At 66.9% G+C, this 16,858-nt stretch carries 23 protein-coding genes; 9 read left to right on the top strand and 14 right to left on the bottom strand.

Annotation, left to right across the window (positions count from 1 at the left end; translation table 11 throughout):
* The first annotated feature begins 162 nt into the window (after positions 1-162).
* The gene (locus BM199_RS10920; protein WP_091672555.1) at positions 163-738 is read left to right on the top strand and encodes a dihydrofolate reductase family protein; all 576 of its coding nucleotides are present in this window, start codon (positions 163-165) and stop codon (positions 736-738) included.
* A gap of 9 nt (positions 739-747) precedes the next feature.
* Here the strand turns inward: BM199_RS10920 and BM199_RS10925 are convergent, their stop codons facing one another.
* Positions 748-1,410: a response regulator gene (locus BM199_RS10925; RefSeq protein WP_091672557.1), complete on the bottom strand. Its 663-nt coding sequence runs from the start codon at positions 1,408-1,410 to the stop codon at positions 748-750.
* Entirely contained in the window at positions 1,407-2,525 is a 1,119-nt protein-coding gene (locus tag BM199_RS10930) for a sensor histidine kinase (RefSeq protein WP_091672558.1), read from the bottom strand. The genes BM199_RS10925 and BM199_RS10930 overlap by 4 nt, the downstream gene beginning before the upstream one ends.
* 196 nt (positions 2,526-2,721) lie before the next feature.
* On the opposite strand from BM199_RS10930, the gene BM199_RS10935 reads away from it, so the two are divergent.
* A complete protein-coding gene (locus BM199_RS10935; RefSeq protein ID WP_091672560.1) occupies positions 2,722-3,093 on the top strand; it encodes a DUF6223 family protein in 372 nt (123 codons plus the stop codon).
* On the opposite strand, the gene BM199_RS10940 is transcribed toward BM199_RS10935, so the two are convergent.
* Positions 3,084-4,451, bottom strand: coding sequence for a permease prefix domain 1-containing protein (locus BM199_RS10940; RefSeq protein ID WP_091672561.1), 1,368 nt, complete (start codon positions 4,449-4,451; stop codon positions 3,084-3,086). The genes BM199_RS10935 and BM199_RS10940 overlap by 10 nt on opposite strands.
* Positions 4,448-4,837: a PadR family transcriptional regulator gene (locus BM199_RS10945; protein ID WP_245788283.1), complete on the bottom strand. Its 390-nt coding sequence runs from the start codon at positions 4,835-4,837 to the stop codon at positions 4,448-4,450. The genes BM199_RS10940 and BM199_RS10945 overlap by 4 nt, the downstream gene beginning before the upstream one ends.
* Positions 4,838-4,976: 139 nt before the next feature.
* On the opposite strand from BM199_RS10945, the gene BM199_RS10950 reads away from it, so the two are divergent.
* Together BM199_RS10950 and BM199_RS10955 are read left to right on the top strand one after the other, a co-directional pair.
* A complete protein-coding gene (locus tag BM199_RS10950) occupies positions 4,977-5,726 on the top strand; it encodes a Clp protease N-terminal domain-containing protein (protein WP_091672563.1) in 750 nt (249 codons plus the stop codon).
* Positions 5,723-6,694 (top strand): asparaginase, encoded by a 972-nt coding sequence (locus BM199_RS10955; RefSeq protein ID WP_091672564.1) that lies wholly within the window; start codon positions 5,723-5,725, stop codon positions 6,692-6,694. Before BM199_RS10950 ends, BM199_RS10955 begins: the two co-directional genes overlap by 4 nt.
* Here the strand turns inward: BM199_RS10955 and BM199_RS10960 are convergent.
* Positions 6,681-7,388, bottom strand: a complete 708-nt coding sequence (locus BM199_RS10960) for a flavin reductase family protein (protein ID WP_091672566.1) — start codon at positions 7,386-7,388, stop codon at positions 6,681-6,683. The genes BM199_RS10955 and BM199_RS10960 overlap by 14 nt on opposite strands.
* Positions 7,389-7,499: 111 nt before the next feature.
* Between BM199_RS10960 and BM199_RS10965 the strand changes: the two genes are divergently transcribed.
* Positions 7,500-7,991, top strand: a complete 492-nt coding sequence (locus tag BM199_RS10965) for a pyridoxamine 5'-phosphate oxidase family protein (RefSeq protein WP_091672567.1) — start codon at positions 7,500-7,502, stop codon at positions 7,989-7,991.
* On the opposite strand, the gene thrS is transcribed toward BM199_RS10965, so the two are convergent.
* From thrS to BM199_RS10985, 4 genes are all read right to left on the bottom strand, one after another.
* Positions 7,975-9,243 (bottom strand): threonine--tRNA ligase, encoded by a 1,269-nt coding sequence (gene thrS / locus BM199_RS10970; RefSeq protein WP_342741705.1) that lies wholly within the window; start codon positions 9,241-9,243, stop codon positions 7,975-7,977. The genes BM199_RS10965 and thrS overlap by 17 nt on opposite strands.
* Positions 9,244-9,375: 132 nt before the next feature.
* Entirely contained in the window at positions 9,376-10,014 is a 639-nt protein-coding gene (locus BM199_RS10975) for a maleylpyruvate isomerase N-terminal domain-containing protein (RefSeq protein WP_091672570.1), read from the bottom strand.
* A 33-nt stretch (positions 10,015-10,047) separates the two neighbouring features.
* On the bottom strand, positions 10,048-10,380 hold the full coding sequence (locus tag BM199_RS10980) for a winged helix-turn-helix domain-containing protein (RefSeq protein ID WP_091672571.1): 333 nt from the start codon (positions 10,378-10,380) through the stop codon (positions 10,048-10,050).
* A complete protein-coding gene (locus BM199_RS10985) occupies positions 10,377-11,114 on the bottom strand; it encodes a hypothetical protein (RefSeq protein ID WP_091672573.1) in 738 nt (245 codons plus the stop codon). The genes BM199_RS10980 and BM199_RS10985 overlap by 4 nt, the downstream gene beginning before the upstream one ends.
* 125 nt (positions 11,115-11,239) lie before the next feature.
* Between BM199_RS10985 and BM199_RS10990 the strand changes: the two genes are divergently transcribed.
* A complete protein-coding gene (locus tag BM199_RS10990) occupies positions 11,240-11,737 on the top strand; it encodes a DnaJ family domain-containing protein (RefSeq protein WP_091672575.1) in 498 nt (165 codons plus the stop codon).
* A gap of 10 nt (positions 11,738-11,747) precedes the next feature.
* On the opposite strand, the gene BM199_RS10995 is transcribed toward BM199_RS10990, so the two are convergent.
* Genes BM199_RS10995 through BM199_RS11005 form a run of 3 tightly spaced genes read right to left on the bottom strand, consistent with a single transcriptional unit; the run spans position 11,748 to position 13,454 of the window.
* A complete protein-coding gene (locus BM199_RS10995; protein WP_091672577.1) occupies positions 11,748-12,407 on the bottom strand; it encodes an MOSC domain-containing protein in 660 nt (219 codons plus the stop codon).
* Positions 12,408-12,436: 29 nt separating this feature from the next.
* On the bottom strand, positions 12,437-12,892 hold the full coding sequence (locus tag BM199_RS11000; RefSeq protein WP_091672579.1) for a nuclear transport factor 2 family protein: 456 nt from the start codon (positions 12,890-12,892) through the stop codon (positions 12,437-12,439).
* A gap of 25 nt (positions 12,893-12,917) precedes the next feature.
* A complete protein-coding gene (locus BM199_RS11005; protein ID WP_091672580.1) occupies positions 12,918-13,454 on the bottom strand; it encodes a carboxymuconolactone decarboxylase family protein in 537 nt (178 codons plus the stop codon).
* 108 nt (positions 13,455-13,562) lie between these two features.
* Between BM199_RS11005 and BM199_RS11010 the strand changes: the two genes are divergently transcribed.
* A complete protein-coding gene (locus BM199_RS11010) occupies positions 13,563-14,168 on the top strand; it encodes a CGNR zinc finger domain-containing protein (protein WP_091672582.1) in 606 nt (201 codons plus the stop codon).
* A gap of 10 nt (positions 14,169-14,178) precedes the next feature.
* Here BM199_RS11010 and BM199_RS11015 read toward each other — a convergent pair whose 3' ends face one another.
* Positions 14,179-14,556, bottom strand: coding sequence for a DUF4345 domain-containing protein (locus tag BM199_RS11015; RefSeq protein ID WP_091672583.1), 378 nt, complete (start codon positions 14,554-14,556; stop codon positions 14,179-14,181).
* A gap of 36 nt (positions 14,557-14,592) precedes the next feature.
* Here BM199_RS11015 and BM199_RS11020 point away from each other — a divergent pair, with 36 nt between their 5' ends.
* Together BM199_RS11020 and BM199_RS11025 are read left to right on the top strand one after the other, a co-directional pair.
* The gene (locus BM199_RS11020; RefSeq protein WP_091672585.1) at positions 14,593-15,378 is read left to right on the top strand and encodes an AraC family transcriptional regulator; all 786 of its coding nucleotides are present in this window, start codon (positions 14,593-14,595) and stop codon (positions 15,376-15,378) included.
* Positions 15,379-15,485: 107 nt separating this feature from the next.
* Complete coding sequence (locus tag BM199_RS11025; RefSeq protein ID WP_091672587.1) at positions 15,486-15,938, top strand: MarR family winged helix-turn-helix transcriptional regulator; 453 nt, start codon at positions 15,486-15,488, stop codon at positions 15,936-15,938.
* Between the two features lie 21 nt (positions 15,939-15,959).
* On the opposite strand, the gene BM199_RS11030 is transcribed toward BM199_RS11025, so the two are convergent.
* Positions 15,960-16,796, bottom strand: a complete 837-nt coding sequence (locus BM199_RS11030; protein WP_091672589.1) for an alpha/beta fold hydrolase — start codon at positions 16,794-16,796, stop codon at positions 15,960-15,962.
* Positions 16,797-16,858: the final 62 nt, after the last annotated feature.

The raw sequence follows: 16,858 nt of genomic DNA on the forward strand, positions 1-16,858 counted from the left end.
ATCGAGCCTGACACTGTCAAAGATTCTTGTCAAGACAAGATTTCTTGTCGGTACCGGATCAGGCTCGCCCCGGTAGAACTTTTTCTGCGCGAGGTGTCGAATAGGACCGCTCCCGTTCGACGCCCTGATGACAGCACCCCAATCCGACCAAAAGGAGCACCAATGCGCACTCTCATCGCCACCGCCTTCGTCTCGCTCGACGGCGTCATCGAGGGGCCTGGCGGCGAGCCTGGCTACCGCAACTCGGGCTGGACCTTCAAGGACATCGCGTTCGACGAGGCCGCCTACGAAATGAAGGGACGTGAGCAGAGCGAGGCCACAGCGATGCTGCTGGGCCGGGTCAGCTACCAGGCGTTCTCACCGGTGTGGCCGGACATGACCGAGGAGTTCGCCGACTACAACGCGATGCCGAAGTACGTCGTGTCGACCACGCTGAAGGACGAGGACCTGGTGTCCAACTGGGGCGAGACCAGCATCCTCCGTTCGCTCGACGATGTCGCCGCACTCAAGGAAACCGAGGGTGGACCGATCAGCATCCACGGCAGCGCCACCTTGAACCGCAACCTGTCCGATGCCGGCCTGATCGACCGCTACCACCTGCTGGTCTTCCCGGTCCTGCTCGGCGCGGGCAAGCGGCTGTTCAGCGACACGGACAAGGACAAGCAGAACCTCGCCCTCACCGAGAGCGAGTCCTACGGCAACGGGATCCAGAAACTCGTCTACGACGTCGTCCGCTGACCGCGGAGGTCAGCAGCTGCCGGGCGCCACCAGACCGGATTCGTAGGCGAGCACGACGAGCTGGGCACGGTCGCGGGCGTGGAGCTTGGTCATGGCTCGGTTGATGTGGGTTTTCGCGGTCAGCGGGCTGATCACCATTCGGCTCGCGACCTGCTCGTTGGACATCCCCTGTGCGACCAGGGCCACGGCCTCGCGTTCGCGGTTGGTCAGTTCCTTCAGCCCCTCACCGGTAGTGGCGTTGAGCGGCTGACTGACGTAGCGATTGATCAGCTTGCGGGTGATCGACGGTGCGAGCAGGGCGTCGCCGCGCGCTGCGACGCGGACGGCGTGCAGGAAGTCTTCGGGCTGGATGTCCTTGACGAGGAACCCGGCCGCGCCCGCTCGCAGCGCGTTGAAGACGTATTCGTCCAAGCCGTAGTTGGTCAGGATGACGACGTGTACCGCGGCCAGGGCCGGGTCCGCCGCGATACGCCGGGTCGCTTCGATACCGTCGACGACCGGCATCTGGACGTCGATGAGTGCGATATCGGGCAGGTGCTCCCTGGCCAGGGCCACGGCTTCGCTGCCGTCGGCAGCCTCGGCCACGACCTCGATGTCGTCCTCGATGTCAAGGAGCGCACGGAAGCCACTGCGAATGAGCGGCTGGTCGTCCACCAGCAGGACACGGATCATGGCGTCGGAGCCACGGGCAGTTCGGCCTGGACGGTGAAGCCGCCCTCGCTGCGCGGTGCCGCGAGCAGCTGACCTCCGAGGGCAGCGACCCGTTCGCGCATTCCGAGCAGCCCGACGCCGGGCGTCGGCGCTGCGTGCGGCGTGGCCTTGCCGTCGTCGTCGACCCGGATGACCAGGGCGTCGGGACGGTAGTCGATCCGGACCGAAGCGGTAGCGGCGGCGGCGTGCCGGGTGATGTTGGTCAGCGACTCCTGAACGATCCGGTAGGCGGTCCGGCCCACCGCGGCAGGCACGTCGTTCCGGCTTCCTACGATCGTCAGTTTCGCGTCCAGGCCTGTGGTCCGGGTCCGCTGCACCAGATCCGGGACGTGATCGAGCCCGTGCGGCGGGTTCTTGTTGTCCTCCCGCAGCGCCTCAAGGGTCGCTCGCAGTTCGCGCGCCGCCTCTCGACCTGCCTCCCGGATGGCCAGCATGGTTTCCGGCACCTGCTCTCCCCGCTTGCCGGCCAGGTGGACGGCCGCTTCGGCCTGCACCTTGATGACGGAGATCTGGTGGGTCAGCGAATCGTGCAACTCCCTCGCGATGTGCAGCCGCTCCTCGTCGGCGCGGCGCAGCGCGGCCTCCTCACGGGTGCGCTCGGCCTCATCCGCCCGGCGCTCGGCCTGCCGCAGCGCTTCACCCGCCGCACCGGCGGCGATCAACCAGGCCAGTTGCAGGACGTCCCTGGACTGCGTGAACGCCTCTCCCATCAGCCAGTCATGGGGAGAGACCAGAATCGCGAGCGGCAGGACGGCCATCATGAGCACCGCACTGGCCACCGTGAGGATGCGATGTCCGGCCCGGACCGCGGAGTACACCGCGAACAGGTACGCGACGACAGGCACCTCGAAACCGACAGCCTGGTAGCCCAACGCGCACAGCGCCGTCACGGCCAGCACGGTGACCGGAGCCCGGCGACGCGCGGCCAGCACCAGACCGCCGGCTGACAACAACACGTAACCCAGCGGGTCGAGGCTCGTGGGAACGTGCTGCCCGGACAGCCCGGCGACCAGCAGCGCTCCCGCCACACCGACGGCTATCGCCCAGTCCCGGGCGGCCAACCGTCCCCTGCTCATGCGCGCAACCCTAGCCGGATGTCGGAGGGCGCAAGTCCTGCACACGGATGATCAGCCGACTACCGCACGCGCAGTACTTCCGCCGCTCCTGCGGCGTCGGCGGCAGCGTGGTTTGTCTGCGTCCGCTCGACGACGGGCAGTGCGTCCAGCAGACACAATCAGCGACGTTCAGCCGTAGGAGAAGAAGGAGTACCTCATGTCCGTCCGTCACCTGCTTGCCGCCGCCGATGTCTACGCCCTGAGCGCGGGGCGGATCTGGGCCTTCGTGGCCGCGTTCCTGGGCCTGACCGCTGTGGCGCTCGGCGGACTGGCTTTGCTCCGATTCAGCCGTACCGGAACCGGTTTCGGGCCGCGCGGAACAATCGTGGCCACGGTGGCCGGACTGCTCGGCATCGTCATTGGCGGACTCGTTGTGCTCACCGCCGACGGTGGCCTCGGCACCGGCAACGGTCTGGGCGGGGGCGTCGTGGCCAGCGTGCTGGGACTGACCGGCATCCTCCTCATCGGACTGGCGCTGGCTCGTTCCCGCCGAAACCGGCCGACCACAGCACATCGTCCTCAGAAGTAGTTGAACAACGGGGGAAATGCCAGGACAACGATCCAGGCCCACACGGCGAACACCGGTAGGTAGATGGTCTGCCAGTGTTCGAGCGCCGCGAACGGTGCGCGTCGGCGGACAAGACGCAGCACCAGCCAGGCCGACCAGGCGAGGTTTGCCAGCAGGATGATGTTCTCGCCGAGTGCCGCCGCCTTGTTCGGCGTGGCTCCGTACTCGCTGATGCGACCGGCGATCTCCAGCAGCACCAACACGTCGATGAGCAGCGCGCTGACCACGAGAGCGAGCTGCAGCTTGTCGAACAAAGCCGGCGGGGCCAACGGATCGCGGGCCGAGATCGAGTAGAGCAGCAGGCCAAGCACCACGACCAGCAGGAGGTCGAACAGGATCAGCGCTTCCCGCTCGACATCGATTCCGGCACTGGTCACACCAAGGGTGACGAGGAAGGCCAGCAGTGCCGCGGTGAACAGTGGCGTGAACAGTCGAGTGAGGACCGGGGCAATGTTCTCGACGACGCTCTGCTTGGCCTCGACGAGCCACCCGGCCACCACCACCGCCGCCGCGGCGCCACAGGGAAGGAGCCATTGCGCCAAGAAAGTGTCCGGGGATATCCCGATGGCCTCGAACGTCCCGAACATGAAGGCTGTCAGTACCCCGCCACCGAGTGCGATGAGGACAGAGTAGACAAACCATTCGCCGGTGAAGCGGATGAAATCCATGCGTCGGCGCGACGAGCGCACGTCGTCGGCCACATAGGCCAGACCCACCACGAACCACAGCGCGATGGGGAGATGGATGCTGGTCAGGACCACTGATTGGGAGTCGTCCGCGAGCGGATAGACGTTGGCCGCGACGGCACCGAGCGCGAACAACGCCAGCAGTACGCCGACCAGTGCTTTCGTGGCATGACGGCGCCAGGCCAGGAAAGCGGCCAGCCAGGGCAGCGCGAACAGTCCGGCATTCGGCCCGTAGAAGGCGCCATCCTCTTCGAAGCTCAGACCGAACAGTTCCGGAATCTTGACGGACACCGCGGCGCCCGCCGCGCAGGCGGCCATCGCCAGCAGGTCACGTCGCGACCGGGTGTTCGTCACCGAGCTGTCCGTGTCACCGGTCAGCACCAGCTGCTTCCACAGCCGTTCCGAATGCTCCCTGGCGAACTCGTGGGACAGGTCGTCCAGGCTCCCCATGCGTTTGACCGCGACCAGGAATGCCTCGTCGGGGCGGAGGCCGGCCGCGACGAGTTCGTCGACGGAACCGCGGAGGTGGTCTTCGAGTTCATCAGCGTCGGACTGCCGAAGCTCCCGGCGACGCTGCACGTAGTGCCGCCACTGGGTGAACTGTGCCTCCAGTTCGTCCTGCCGGTCTGTCATGCGGGGCCTCCGAACGGCATCGCGGTCATCGGACGGGAATCACCGTGGCCACGCCAGATCTCCTTGAGCGCGTCCACGACCGTCTCCCACTGACGGCGTTGTTCGGCAAGCTCAGCCAGGCCACTTTCGGTGATGCTGTAGTACTTTCGCCGCCGCTCCCCCGCGACCGACTGCCAGCTGGACTCCACATAGCCGAGGCGCTCGAGCCGGTGCAGCAACGGATAGAGCAGCCCTTCGGTCCAGTCCAGCTCACCCCCGGACAGCTCGTGGATCCGCCGGATGATCGCGTAGCCGTAGCTGTCCGCCTCGGCCAGGATGCCCAGCACCATCGGGGTCGCCGAAGCGGCCACGAGATCCTTGGTGACTTTCACGAGACCTCCGGTCACACTCGTACCCTAGAAGTACGATGCATAGTACTTCTAGGTATCAGATGGCCGCAAGGAACGGCAGTGCAATAGACATAACCCCCCGTAGGGTTATAGTTGGGGTTACATCCAATGCCCGCTGTCCTTGGGAGCGATATACATGCCGAAGATCAACGTGTACGTGTCAGACGAACTGGCGGAGAGCGTGAAGGCTACGGGCGTGCCGGTCTCGGCCATCTGCCAGCGGGCACTGGAACAGTCGGTGCGTCGAATGGCCGCGATCCGGGCGACCGTGCTGGGCGATCTCGAGTCCGATGACCCGACGACGGAGCTGTCCCAGTTCACCGAGCGAACGCGTGCCGTGATCAGGCTGGCGATCGAGAAGGCCAGGGCGGACGACGCGGCCAGCGTCGGCAGCGAGCATCTGTTGTACGGAATGCTCGCCGAGGGAGGCAATCTGGCGCTGCATGTGCTGCGCGCCGTGGATGCCGATCCCGCACAGGTGGAACGAGTGTTGACCAGAGCGGCAGCCGCTTCCGCCGATCGGCCCGAGAACGCCACGGCGACCCAGTTCAGCGGGCCTGCCGCCAGCGCACTCGAACTGACCGTCACCGAAGCCATCACACTGGGACACAACTACGTGGGCTGCGAGCACCTCCTGCTCGGCCTACTCGGTGAACCCGAAGGAACTGCGGGAAATGTCCTGCGCGAACTGGGCATCGAACTACGCTCTACCCGCCGTGCGGTCGTGGCCGCGCTCAGCGGCTACACCCACCTTCGCGCCCAGGCAGGCGCCGGCACTCCCGCGGACGCGGCGACCATGATCTCCACGATCGTCCGTCAGGAAATGGGGCCCGTACTCGCCCGAATCGAACGGCTGGAGCGGCAATCCGGGCCGGTCGCGGAATGACTGACGTTCTGCTCGTGACGACCGGCGACACGATCGCCTATCGCCAGTATTCCGGCCAGCCCACGATCGCGTCGGGCACCGAACTGCTCGCAGCCGCAGCCGTGGACACGGCACCGCTCCAGACGCGGGTGGAGGAGGTGCGGGCTGAGCCCAGTTGGGATACCTCTCCCGGCACCATGCTGGCCCTGGCGCGCAGAGTGCGTACGGCGCTGCTGGACGACGGATTCGAGGGAGTGGTCGTCACCCACGGCGTGGACACCCTCGAGGAGACGGCATTCCTTACCGACCTGATGGCGGGTTGTGCCGCCACACGGGGTGGGATCGTCTTCACCGGAGCCATCCGCTGTCTGGACGCGCCCGACACCGATGGTCCGGCAAATCTCTCGGCTGCCATCACCGCGGCGGCTGCCCCAGCCACCACCGGTCTCGGTGCTCTTGTCTGCTTCAACGGCGTTCTGCACTCCGCCCGCTGGGCGACCCTTGCCGACACCACGATCAGGTCGCCGTTCTCCTCGGCACCACATCCACCTCTGGGCCGTGTCACCGACGGCGAGGTCGTCGTTACCGGAATCCCACCAGCGCGCCCCCAGTACGTCGACGGAATCCCGGAATCGGACGTGGCGGTGATCAAGACCTATCCGGGAATCACCTCCGCCCTGCTGCACGCCGCTGTCGACGCCGGCGCGCGAGGCATCGTGCTCGAAGGCACCGGAACGGGAAACGTCCCCGTCGAACTGTTCTCCACCATCAACGAACTCACCGAATGGGATATCCCCGTCGTGCTCGCGTCACGTGCCCGCACTCACCGTGCGGCCGCCGACCAATCACGCGACGGCAGCGGGCTCGCCACGAAGGTCGGAGCGATCAGCGCCAGAGGTCTCACGTCCACACACGCACGCATCGCCCTCATGGTCGCCCTCGGGGCAGGAGGAGTAACCGCCGTACGGAACTGGTTCAGCCAGCTCTGACACCCCGCGTTGGCACCTCACGCGCCCGGTCGATGTCCGGACCTCGGTAGAGCCGCTCCGGGATCCGCGCGAGGGTGGACGGGTGCACCTGGGGACCCAGCCCGTAGAGCTTCTGGAAGCTCATGATCAGCGGCCGCCACGCGTCCGGATCGATACGGTCGTCCGTTCCCCGCAACCGAATCCGCTCGTGTACGTGCACCCGCTGGATGCGCACCTCGAAGGCCACCACAGCGCCCCGCTGCGCCGCGTCGGCATCGGCCACCGAATGCTCTGCCTCGACCACCGCTTCCATGACCACGGGGCACTCCGCCACCCGGGGCGGCGACACGGTCTCGGAGGCAATCGGGGTCAGGCCGGCCCGGTCGAACTTGTCCGGCTCGAACCGGTAGCCACGGTCGACCTTTCGCGGAGGCACGGGGTTCGCGCCTGTGGTCAACGCCAGCCGGTCGACGGCGGCAGCGAGCGAATCGGACGGCAGGTTCAGCACGCACTCACCGGTCCGTCGCATGTTCTGCGCCGTCTTGGAGCGGGTGCCCAGCCCCAGCATGGCGCGCCAGCCGAGCCAGAAGGCCGAGGACATCGGAGCCAGGTTGGCCGACCCGTCCTCATTGTCGGTGGAAAGCAGCACAACCGGCGTCCCGAAGTACAGGATGCCGGGTTCGATCCGGGTGTGTGCAGTGGTCGTTGCCGTCATGCGCCAAGTTTTGCCGCAGGGCGAGCCGCGGGGCTGGCGGCAATCGGACGTCTCGTTCACGCCAGGAAACGATGACGGGACCTGTCAAGGTATTGCCGGACAGTCGCCGTTATGACCAGTTGGCAAGAGTTCACCGAAGGCGCGCCGCGCACGGCCGAGATCTTCGTCCGCCGTCATACCGCGGCAGGCAATCTCTGTCTACTCGCGACGCTGCGCTCGGACGGCTCCCCACGGATCAGCCCGGTCGAACCACGAGTCTTCGAGGATCGGCTGTGGATCGTGGGAATGCCGAACACCACCAAGTTCCGCGACCTCGCCCGAGACCCGCGCTTCTGCCTGCACACCGCGACCGTCGATCCGGAGGTCAAGGAGGGAGACGCGAAGGTATGGGGAGTGGCCAACGACGTCAGGGACACAGCGCTGCATCAGCGGTTCGCCACCGCACTGTACGAGGAGACCGGCTTCGACCTGCGCGGGCAGGAGTTCGACCACTTCTACGAAGCCGTGCTGACCAGCGCTTCGGCCGTCCAGGTCGGCGAGGGTCATCTGGACGTCACGATCTGGAAGCCCGGCGAGACCGAACGGGTCATCCGGAAGCACTGATCTCTCCCCACAGGCCGGTACCGCGATCGGCGATCAGCCCGGTGATCCGGCTCAGGGCTTCCTCGGCGGGCAGGGGATGCGGCCTGCGTCCGTCACGCAGGCGCAGGGTTAGGTGCCCGCTGGCGACCTCCCTTGCGCCGATGACCGCCTGAAAGGGAACGAGCCTGAGAGCCCTTATCCGAGCGCCAAGAGTGCCGTGGTCCGGCTCGAGAATCTTCGCCCGCAGCCCGATGTCGACACATCGGTTCAGTAACCTCCTGGCTTCCGGCAGTTCGGCGCCGGTGACCGGAAGGACCGCGATCTGGGTGGGCGCGAGCCAGGCGGGAAACGCGCCACCGTTCGACTCGACGAGGTGCGCGACGGCTCGCTCGACGCTGCCGATGATGCTCCGGTGAACCATGACCGGCCGGTGCTTCGCGGAGTCGGGACCGACGTAGTGCAGGTTGAACTGCTCGGGCTGGTGGAAATCGATCTGGACGGTGGACAGGGTGGACTCACGGCCGGCGCTGTCGGCGACCTGCACGTCGATCTTGGGGCCGTAGAAGGCCGCCTCCCCTTCGACAGCGTGGTAGGGGAGGCCGGAACGGTCGAGCACGGTGGTCAGCAATGCCGCGGCACGCTGCCACATTCCGGAGTCCGCGACGTACTTGCCATCCGCCCCTGGCAGGGAGAGCCGATACCGGACGGCGTGGATACCGAGCGCCTCGTACGCCTCGCCGATCAGGTCCAGCGCGGCGCTCGCCTCATCGGCGACCTGGTCCGGAGTGCAAAAGACATGTGCGTCGTTGAGCTGGATCGCCCGTACCCGGGTCAGCCCGCCGAGCACGCCCGAGAGTTCTGCGCGATGCATGCCACCCAGCTCGGCCAGGCGCAGGGGGAGTTCGCGGTAGCTGTGGGCACGGGAGCGGTAGATCAGCGCGTGGTGCGGGCACAGGCTCGGCCGGAGCACGAACTGTTCGCCGCCGAGCTCCATCGGCGGGAACATGTCCTCGCTGTAGTGGGACCAGTGCCCCGATATCTCGTACAGCTCCCGTTTGCCCAGCACGGGCGAGTACACATGCTGGTAGCCCGCTCGGCGTTCGACGTCCCGGATGTACTCCTCCAGGGTGTGCCGGACAACCGCGCCGTCGGGCAGCCAGTACGGCAAACCGGCGCCGATCAACGGGTCGGTGTCGAACAGGCCCAGTTCGCGGCCGAGCTTGCGATGGTCGTGCATTGTGGTCTCCTCGCGGATGCTGAGACGAGTGACCACACGACGAAGCCCCGGGGCACTCGCCCCGGGGCTTCGGACTCAAGACAGCTGTCAGCGCGCCGGGACACTCTCCGGCGTCGTCGTCATTCCTGCGCGCTGCATGCCGTTCACGGTAGCAGACCTCCCGACCTCTCAGAACGCCGTGATGGTCTCCGGGGCGCGTTCGGCGCGGCTGAGGGCGCGCAGAACCGCGGTCTGGCCGTGCCTGCGCACCGCCAGCCGGGACAGGAGATCGATCACCTGCTCCACGGCACTCCGTGGAAGGGCCGGTGTATCAAGGCCGACGCTGACAGCCAGGTCGTCGGAGTGCACCGCGAGTTCCATCATCCGAGTGATCAACAGGTCGTCGAGCAGCAGCGACCACGGTCCCCAGAACGGCATGCGCACAGGCCTGTCCGGCTGCGTGGCCAGGGTTTCCGCCAGCTCGTTGATGGTGGAATCGAGCCGCGCGACCAGTTCCGGATGACCCTCGGCCGCGATTTGCTCACCACCCTCGCGGATCCGGACGTTGACGTCGTCGTCCAGTGCCGCGTCGATCCACTTCACCTGGGCGTAGTGTTCCAGCAGGGGAACGGTCCGCTCCTGCGGCAGCGGCCCGCTCAGGAGCTGTGGCACCGCGAGAACCTGTTGTGCCAGGTGACCTGCGAGGCCTGCGACAGTGAACTCCGGCAACGCACTCGGCTCACTCCACCCCGCGGCCACCGCGGGATCACGGAGCAGATCCGCAGCGGAACGGGCAGTGTGCAGGAAATCATCTCTGGTACCAGCCATTCCCGCACGCTACCCGTTCCCGATGCCTCGGCCTTACTCTTTTTCCATTGTGGAATCCAGCCTGGCGACCAGTTTCTCCATCAGTTCGAGCTGGCTGCGCAGCGACTTTCGCCCCTGCTTTGTCAGCTTGAGCCACGTACGAGGCCGCCGGTCCTCGAACGTCTTGCGAAGCTCGACCAGGCCCGCCTCCTCGAGGATCTTGAGGTGCCGGCTCAGATTCCCGTCCGTGAGTTCGAGCTGCTCGCGCAGCGCGGGAAACGTGCACTCGGCCGTTTCCGCCAACACCGCAAGGATACCGAGGCGGACTCGCTGATGTGTTGTCTCGTCAAGGGCAAGCGCGGGGTGGGACTCGGGGTCTGGTTTCATCGTGCGCCCCTGCGGTCTTTCCACCAGCCCAGTACCCCGAAAACGAGGAGCGGGAGCGCCGCCAGAATCAGCACCGGCCCCGGCAGATGCAACCCGAACAGGGTGAGTTGGCCATTGGGCAAGCCACCCATCGACATCGTGCAGTGCCAAGCCGCGATCAGTCCCAGCCACGCACCGCCGAAGGCCAGAGCCCGACTGCGCTCCACCACAGCGAGCGCGATCGCGGCCACAGCCACCACGAGCAACGGGGTCAGCACGCCTGCCTGCCCCGGAGCCCCAGGCGCACCGGTGGGGAGAACCGGCTGGCTCGGAACTGCCGCCACGATCGCCAGCAGGCCGAGCACCGCCAGCGTGATGCCCGCGTACCACTGCCACGCGACCGTCATCCCGAGTTTGCGGCCCCGCCATCGGTACCACGCTCCGGTAAGGATGACGACCAACGGCAGTCCAAGGAACCAGAAGAGATAGGCCCCGAGATAGCTGTGCGGCGTCGCGGGAAGCCCCATCCAGTAGGGATAGCGCCAGCCGTCCAACTCTGCGACTCTGAGCACCCCGTCGGCGCTGGCCACTGGTTCGGCAAAGGGGTACTTGTACAAAGCAATGCTGGCCAACACAAGGGCGCCGAGCAGCAGTGCGGGCAGCCAGGCGCCGCCATGCGTCAGTTTTTTGCTTCGCTCCCGGATTCGCTGGATGTCGGACAGGGTCTGTTCTGCTTGCTGGGCCTGACTGTTCACCGTTTCCCCGATCGTTGACTTTGCAACACAAAGTACATTCCCGAACAGAGCCCGTCCAGTCCCGCTCGTATTGATACTGATGTATCATCATAAGTGGTTACCGCCGCCGTCCCCGGGGGGAAGTCATGACCGAACGCAAGCCACCCGGCGTCACCTTCGAGTCGTGGGTGGACAAACAGATTCGCGAAGCCGGTGAGCGCGGCGAGCTGGACAACCTTCCAGGCACCGGAAAACCTCTGCCCGACCTGAACAAACCCCATGACGAGATGTGGTGGATCAGACAGAAGATGGAGCGCGAAGGACTGTCGGCGGAAGCGCTGCTGCCGACCCCGCTGCGGCTGCGCAAGGAAATCGAACGGTTGCCCGACGCGGTGCGCGGCCTGCCAACCGAGCAGGCGGTGCGCGACGTCGTGGCGGAGCTCAACGAGCAGATCGTGCGATGGTTGCGGGCACCGTCCGGCCCGCAGGTGCCACTGGGGCCGGTGAACGTTGACGACGTGCTACGGCAATGGCACGCGGACCGGGCCGAGGCCGGAGAGAAAAAGGCCACCACGCCGGAGGAGCCGAATCAGCGGACGACGTGGTGGCACAGATTTTCCGGCCGGCGCAAGGAATCCGGCTAACGTCTCACGGTCAGGCGCCCCTCGGCCGTGCCTCCGTCGAGACGAGCGCGACCGAGTCGCCCGGCCGAATCGTGCCGGGCTCGATGACCCAGCAGTTCAGACAGAGCTCGTTGCCGAACAGGGTGCGGATGCGCCGGGACACCGCGAGGTCCTGCTCCCCTGAATCGGGGTCGATGGAGGTGACGATGCACCGCTGCCGGACGGAGTGGATGCCGATGACCGCGTCGCCGACAGCCAGGGCCTGGCCCGGCCACTCCCGCTCGGCGTCCGGCGGCACGTCGCCGACCAGGATGTTCGGTCGCAGCCGCCGGATGTCGCCACCGAACCGGCGCACCGCACCGTCGGTGGCGACCAGCAGGTTGAGCACGTCGAACCGCTCCGGCCCCTGGTAGGCAACGAGATGTGCGTCCGCTCCCCCTCGCGCACGCACGGTGGCCGCGGCGGCGGGGGTGTCCCACGGGTGGCCGTTCACCCGTGGGACACCACGCGGCCCAGTGGTCACAGGCACCGTGAGCAGACCGCTGCGGGTACGGCCGGTCAGCAACCCGCGTTTGCCACGGACATGCACCACCCGGTCGCCGGTGATGCCGTTGTCGGTGAGTTCCGCCTCCTCCAGTGGTTCCCCGCCCATCGACTTCACCGGATACCGCCACAGTCCCGAGATGTGCATGCCTTCTCCCTGGATCGTCAGTTTCCGGGTCAGCGCAGGGGAATGACGTGCTCGCGCTCGTCATCGCCGCGGGGACCGAAGATACGACGCTGTTCGGCCGTGATCGGCACATCGTTGATGCTGGCTTCGCGGCTGCGCATGTAGCCGTCGGCGTCGAACTCCCAGTTCTCGTTGCCGTAGCTTCGCCACCACTGTCCTGCGTGGTCTCGCCACTCGTACTGGAACCGGACGGCGATGTGGTCCTCGGTGAACGCCCACAGACTCTTGCGCAGCGCGTAGTCGAGCTCTCGCTGCCACTTCTTGGTCAGGAATTCCACGATCTCCTCGCGTCCGGTCACGAAATCCGACCGGTTTCGCCATACGGAGTCCACTGTGTACGCCAGGGCCACGCGCTGCGGATCCCTGGTGTTCCAGGCATCCTCGGCGGCCTGCACCTTCTGCCTTGCACTGGCTTCATCGAAGGGGGGAACGGGTGGACGAGTCATCGGTACTCCTGTCGTACTTGTGGGTTCAGGCCCTGACGTGGGGAAAGTCGATCTCCACGGCGATCGCCTTGTTGAAGTAGTTGGTCAGCACGTTCAACGCGACCTGCCCGATCGTCTCGGCGATCTCCGCATCGTCGACGCCGGCCTCCCGCGCCGCGTCGAGCACCTCGCCCCGCACCGCACCACGGCCCTCGTTGACGGCTGCGGCCAGCGCGAGGATCGCTGCGGTCTTGGGGTCGGCTGCCTGCGCCTTGCGCGCTTCCGCGATGTCGTCCGCGTCGAGGTGGGCAACGTGCTCTGCCAGGTAGCTGTGGGCCGAGAGGCAGTACTCGCAGCCGTTGGCCTGGGCAACGGTCAGGGCGATACGTTCGCGGGTTTCCGGACTCAGAACGCCCTGGTTCAACGCACCCGACAACCCCAGGTACCCGTTCAGCAAGGCGGGACTGTTTGCCATCGCCCTGGTCATGTTCGGGACGACGCCGAGGTTGCGCCGCACGGCGTCAAGCAGATCGGCGGCCGGCTTCGAGGCGGTCGCGGGGTCGATCAGACGGAGCTGGCTCATGAGTAGTCCTTTGACCGGGAAGCAATTTCTAACGGTTGCTTCGAATTGTTGACGTTAGAAGCTAAGCAGATCTGCCTAACGGATGCAAGTGGGTGATACCGTTAGGTGATGGACAGCCTGAGTGAGCCGTTCGCGCTGCCGCTTCCGGAAGAGCCCGCTCCGGTGCGGTTGATGAGCACTATCTGGGCCGACCGCGGCGGAGTGCACGATTCGCTGCGGACCATCGGGGACCTGCGCGCGTGGCTGACAGCGGTACACGAGCCGGACGACGGCGACCCCGGCGGCTGGGAGCTGACCCGGAGGGATGTGGACCGGTTCCGGACCCTCCGGGACGCACTGCGCCGCCTTGCCGCGCTTCTGACCGAGGACTCCCGTCCGGCCGCGGAGTCCGCGACCACCGACCTCGGGCGCGCCGTCGCCGACGTCAACCACACGGTCACGCAGGCGACCACGTGGCCGCAGCTCGACCTCGACGAGGGGCGGTTACGGCGACGCACCACGGGCACCGCCACCCCGGCCACCCGTTCACTGGCCACCATTGCCACCGACGCCGTCGAACTCTTCACCGGCGAGGACCGGCTGCTCCTGCGTGCCTGTTACGCCCCCGGCTGCGTCCTGTACTTCGTCAAGGATCACCCGCGCCGGGAGTGGTGCTGCACCGCGTGCGGTAACCGCGCCCGAGCCGCGCGGCACTACCAGCGCCACCGCGGCTGACCGGCGCCACTCACAGCTCGGAGAACTGCGCTATGACGAGCACTCCGGCGGCGACGACCTCCACCCAGAAGTAGAACCAGACCGGGTAGAACGAGGTCGGACGATCCAGGAACCTGGAGACCAGCCTGCCGAAGGCCATTCCGGCCAGTGCCGCCGCGACCGTGACCACGACACCCGCCCGAATCCCCGCCACATCGAAGACCGCCAGCACGAGCACGACCGCGACGGCGATGCCGAATCCGCCGTACACAGCGCGGATTTCCGACCGGCTCTCCGGTTCCTCGACGACGATCCGGAAGGGGCGAGCCAGCGCCGCGGGGGCGGTCAGCGCATAGACACCCATGGCCAGAAAGAACACTCCGACTGCGATGATCACCACGTTGGCCACGTATCCTCCTCGGCACCGGCACTCAAGGGAGCCAGGATGAACCAGCAGTCCACGCGCCCGCTTCCAGAATCCTGCTGTCCGGCACTGTGGTTGTGGCCTGGCCAGGCCCTTTACCTGGGGCCGTCACTGGACCTCGGCCCACATTCGGGGTCGGTGTCGTGCCTCGCGGTCGGCGTGGACGCCCCGTTCACCGTCGACACGTCCGAGCACGGCGAACGTACCGTCCACAGTGCTCTGATCGCCGCACGCTCCACGCACCGGCTGATCGCACACGGACAGCGAATGGCGTTCTGCTACCTCGATCCGGCTTCCGGCAGGGAACTTGCCTGCCGTGCACGGATGACCCACGGTGACGATCGGGTCCGGCATGGACATTCCGCCGAAAACGCGCTGATCGATCTCGCGGCGCGGCTGACCGGATCGGCCACGCACGTCGAAGCCGGACACTGGCTCGATCTCGCCGGGCCCGAAACGCACGCCACGAGGGACGGTCGAATGGCCGAAGCCGCCCGCCGCCTGCTCGAACCGGAAGGCTCCACACTGTCCGCGGACGAACTCTCGCGGTCGGCAGGCCTGTCGACGTCGAGGTTCCTCCACCTGTTCCGTGAGCACACGGGCACAAGCTTCCGCCGGTACCGGCTGTGGGCCCGAATGCTGCGGGCAGGCGTGCTGCTGGCCGAGCGGCACGACCTCACCAGGGCGGCGACGGAGGCGGGTTTCGCCAGCCCCTCCCACTTCAGCGACAGCTTCCGGACGATGTTCGGACTCTCCCCGACCCGGCTGCTCGCGATCGAGACCGCGATTCGGGTCGTTCGACAGTGACAACGGTTGCATCGGCTGATTAGTTGCAAGCGCGCCATAAAGGCGCGAGCGTGTATAGTGCGAGTGTGGCGATGGCCTTGCCGCGCCGCTCATACGAGGAGGTTGCGATGGGGATCGCCGACGACGCCGTGGAGATCCGGGCCCACGGCTGGCGGACCCTGGCCGCGCTGTACGGGCTCATCGAGACCACACTCGAGAAGGCACTGCGCAGGCACGAGCTCTCGGTCGTTGAGTTCACGGTTCTCGATGCGCTGTCGCGGCAGGACGGGTGGCATATGCGCATGCAGCAACTTGCCCGCGCCGCCGCCCTTTCGGGCAGTGCGACCTCGCGGCTGGTGAACCGCCTCGAAGACCGCGACCTGCTGACCAGGGTCCTGTGCAAGGACGACCGGCGGGGGATCTACACCGAGCTCACCGAGCGCGGCTGGGCGTTGCTGGGCGAGGCCCGCCCTACTCACGACGCAGCACTCGAAAGCGCCCTGGCCGAGGCGAAGCAGACGCCCGAACTCGCTCCGCTGGCCGGAGCCCTGAACGATGTGCCGTCCTCGGACAGAAACTGACCGGGCGACCTCGAACGCGCGTCAGCGTTCGCCGAGAAACTCCACCAACGCCGCGGTGAGTTCGGCGGGTGCGTCTTCCTGCACCAGATGACCCGCTCCGGGGATACGCCGCAGTCGCGCTCCCGGGATGGCATCGGCGAGCTGCTCGCCCTTCGCGACGGGGATCCAGGTGTCGTCCTCGCCCCAGCACACGAGCACCGGGAGGTCGATCTCCGCATAGCGTGGCTCGATCTCGTCGGTGTAGCGCTGGTCGGCCTGCGCGATCTGCCGGTAGAACGCGGCCTGCCCCTCCCCCTCGAGCCAGGGCTGGACCAGTCTGCCGAGGGCGGCCGGATGCAGACCGGGACCGCTGGCGGAGTTCACGTACTCACGCACGAGCGCGGCATGCAGACCGGCCGGGAGCTGCCCGAACACGGTCGCGTTGTCGCGGACCAACCGGAAGAACGGCGAACCCCACGGCGCGAGCGCGACCGGGTCGACGAGGGCGAGCGCGCGGTAGCGCACACCACTGAGCAGATGGGCGCGCAAGGCGACGGCTCCGCCGAAGTCGTGCGCGATGACCGTGGGTTCGTCGAGCCCCCAGTGCTCCAGCAGTGACGCGAAGATGCCCTGTTGAGCGGCGAGGGAGACGTCCTGCCCCGCGCGCATCTCGGACTGGCCGTAGCCGAGCATGTCCCAGACGTAGACCTGATGCGTACGCGCGAGGGCCGCGGCGATATCCCGCCACACGGCCGAGGAGAACGGCGTGCCGTGCAGCAGCACCACCGGCTCGCCCTTCCCCATTCGCGCCCAGCGGACCACCCCGCCTGCCGTCGCGTGCCGCTCACCCAGTTCCCAACCTGCCGTACCTGCACTCATACCATCAAGTTACCATCAATCCGCTCTAGCCGGTAACACGCCGATATGCCTTTGCGTGCCTG

Source organism: Amycolatopsis marina (genome assembly GCF_900111885.1).
Lineage (GTDB): Bacteria > Actinomycetota > Actinomycetes > Mycobacteriales > Pseudonocardiaceae > Amycolatopsis > Amycolatopsis marina.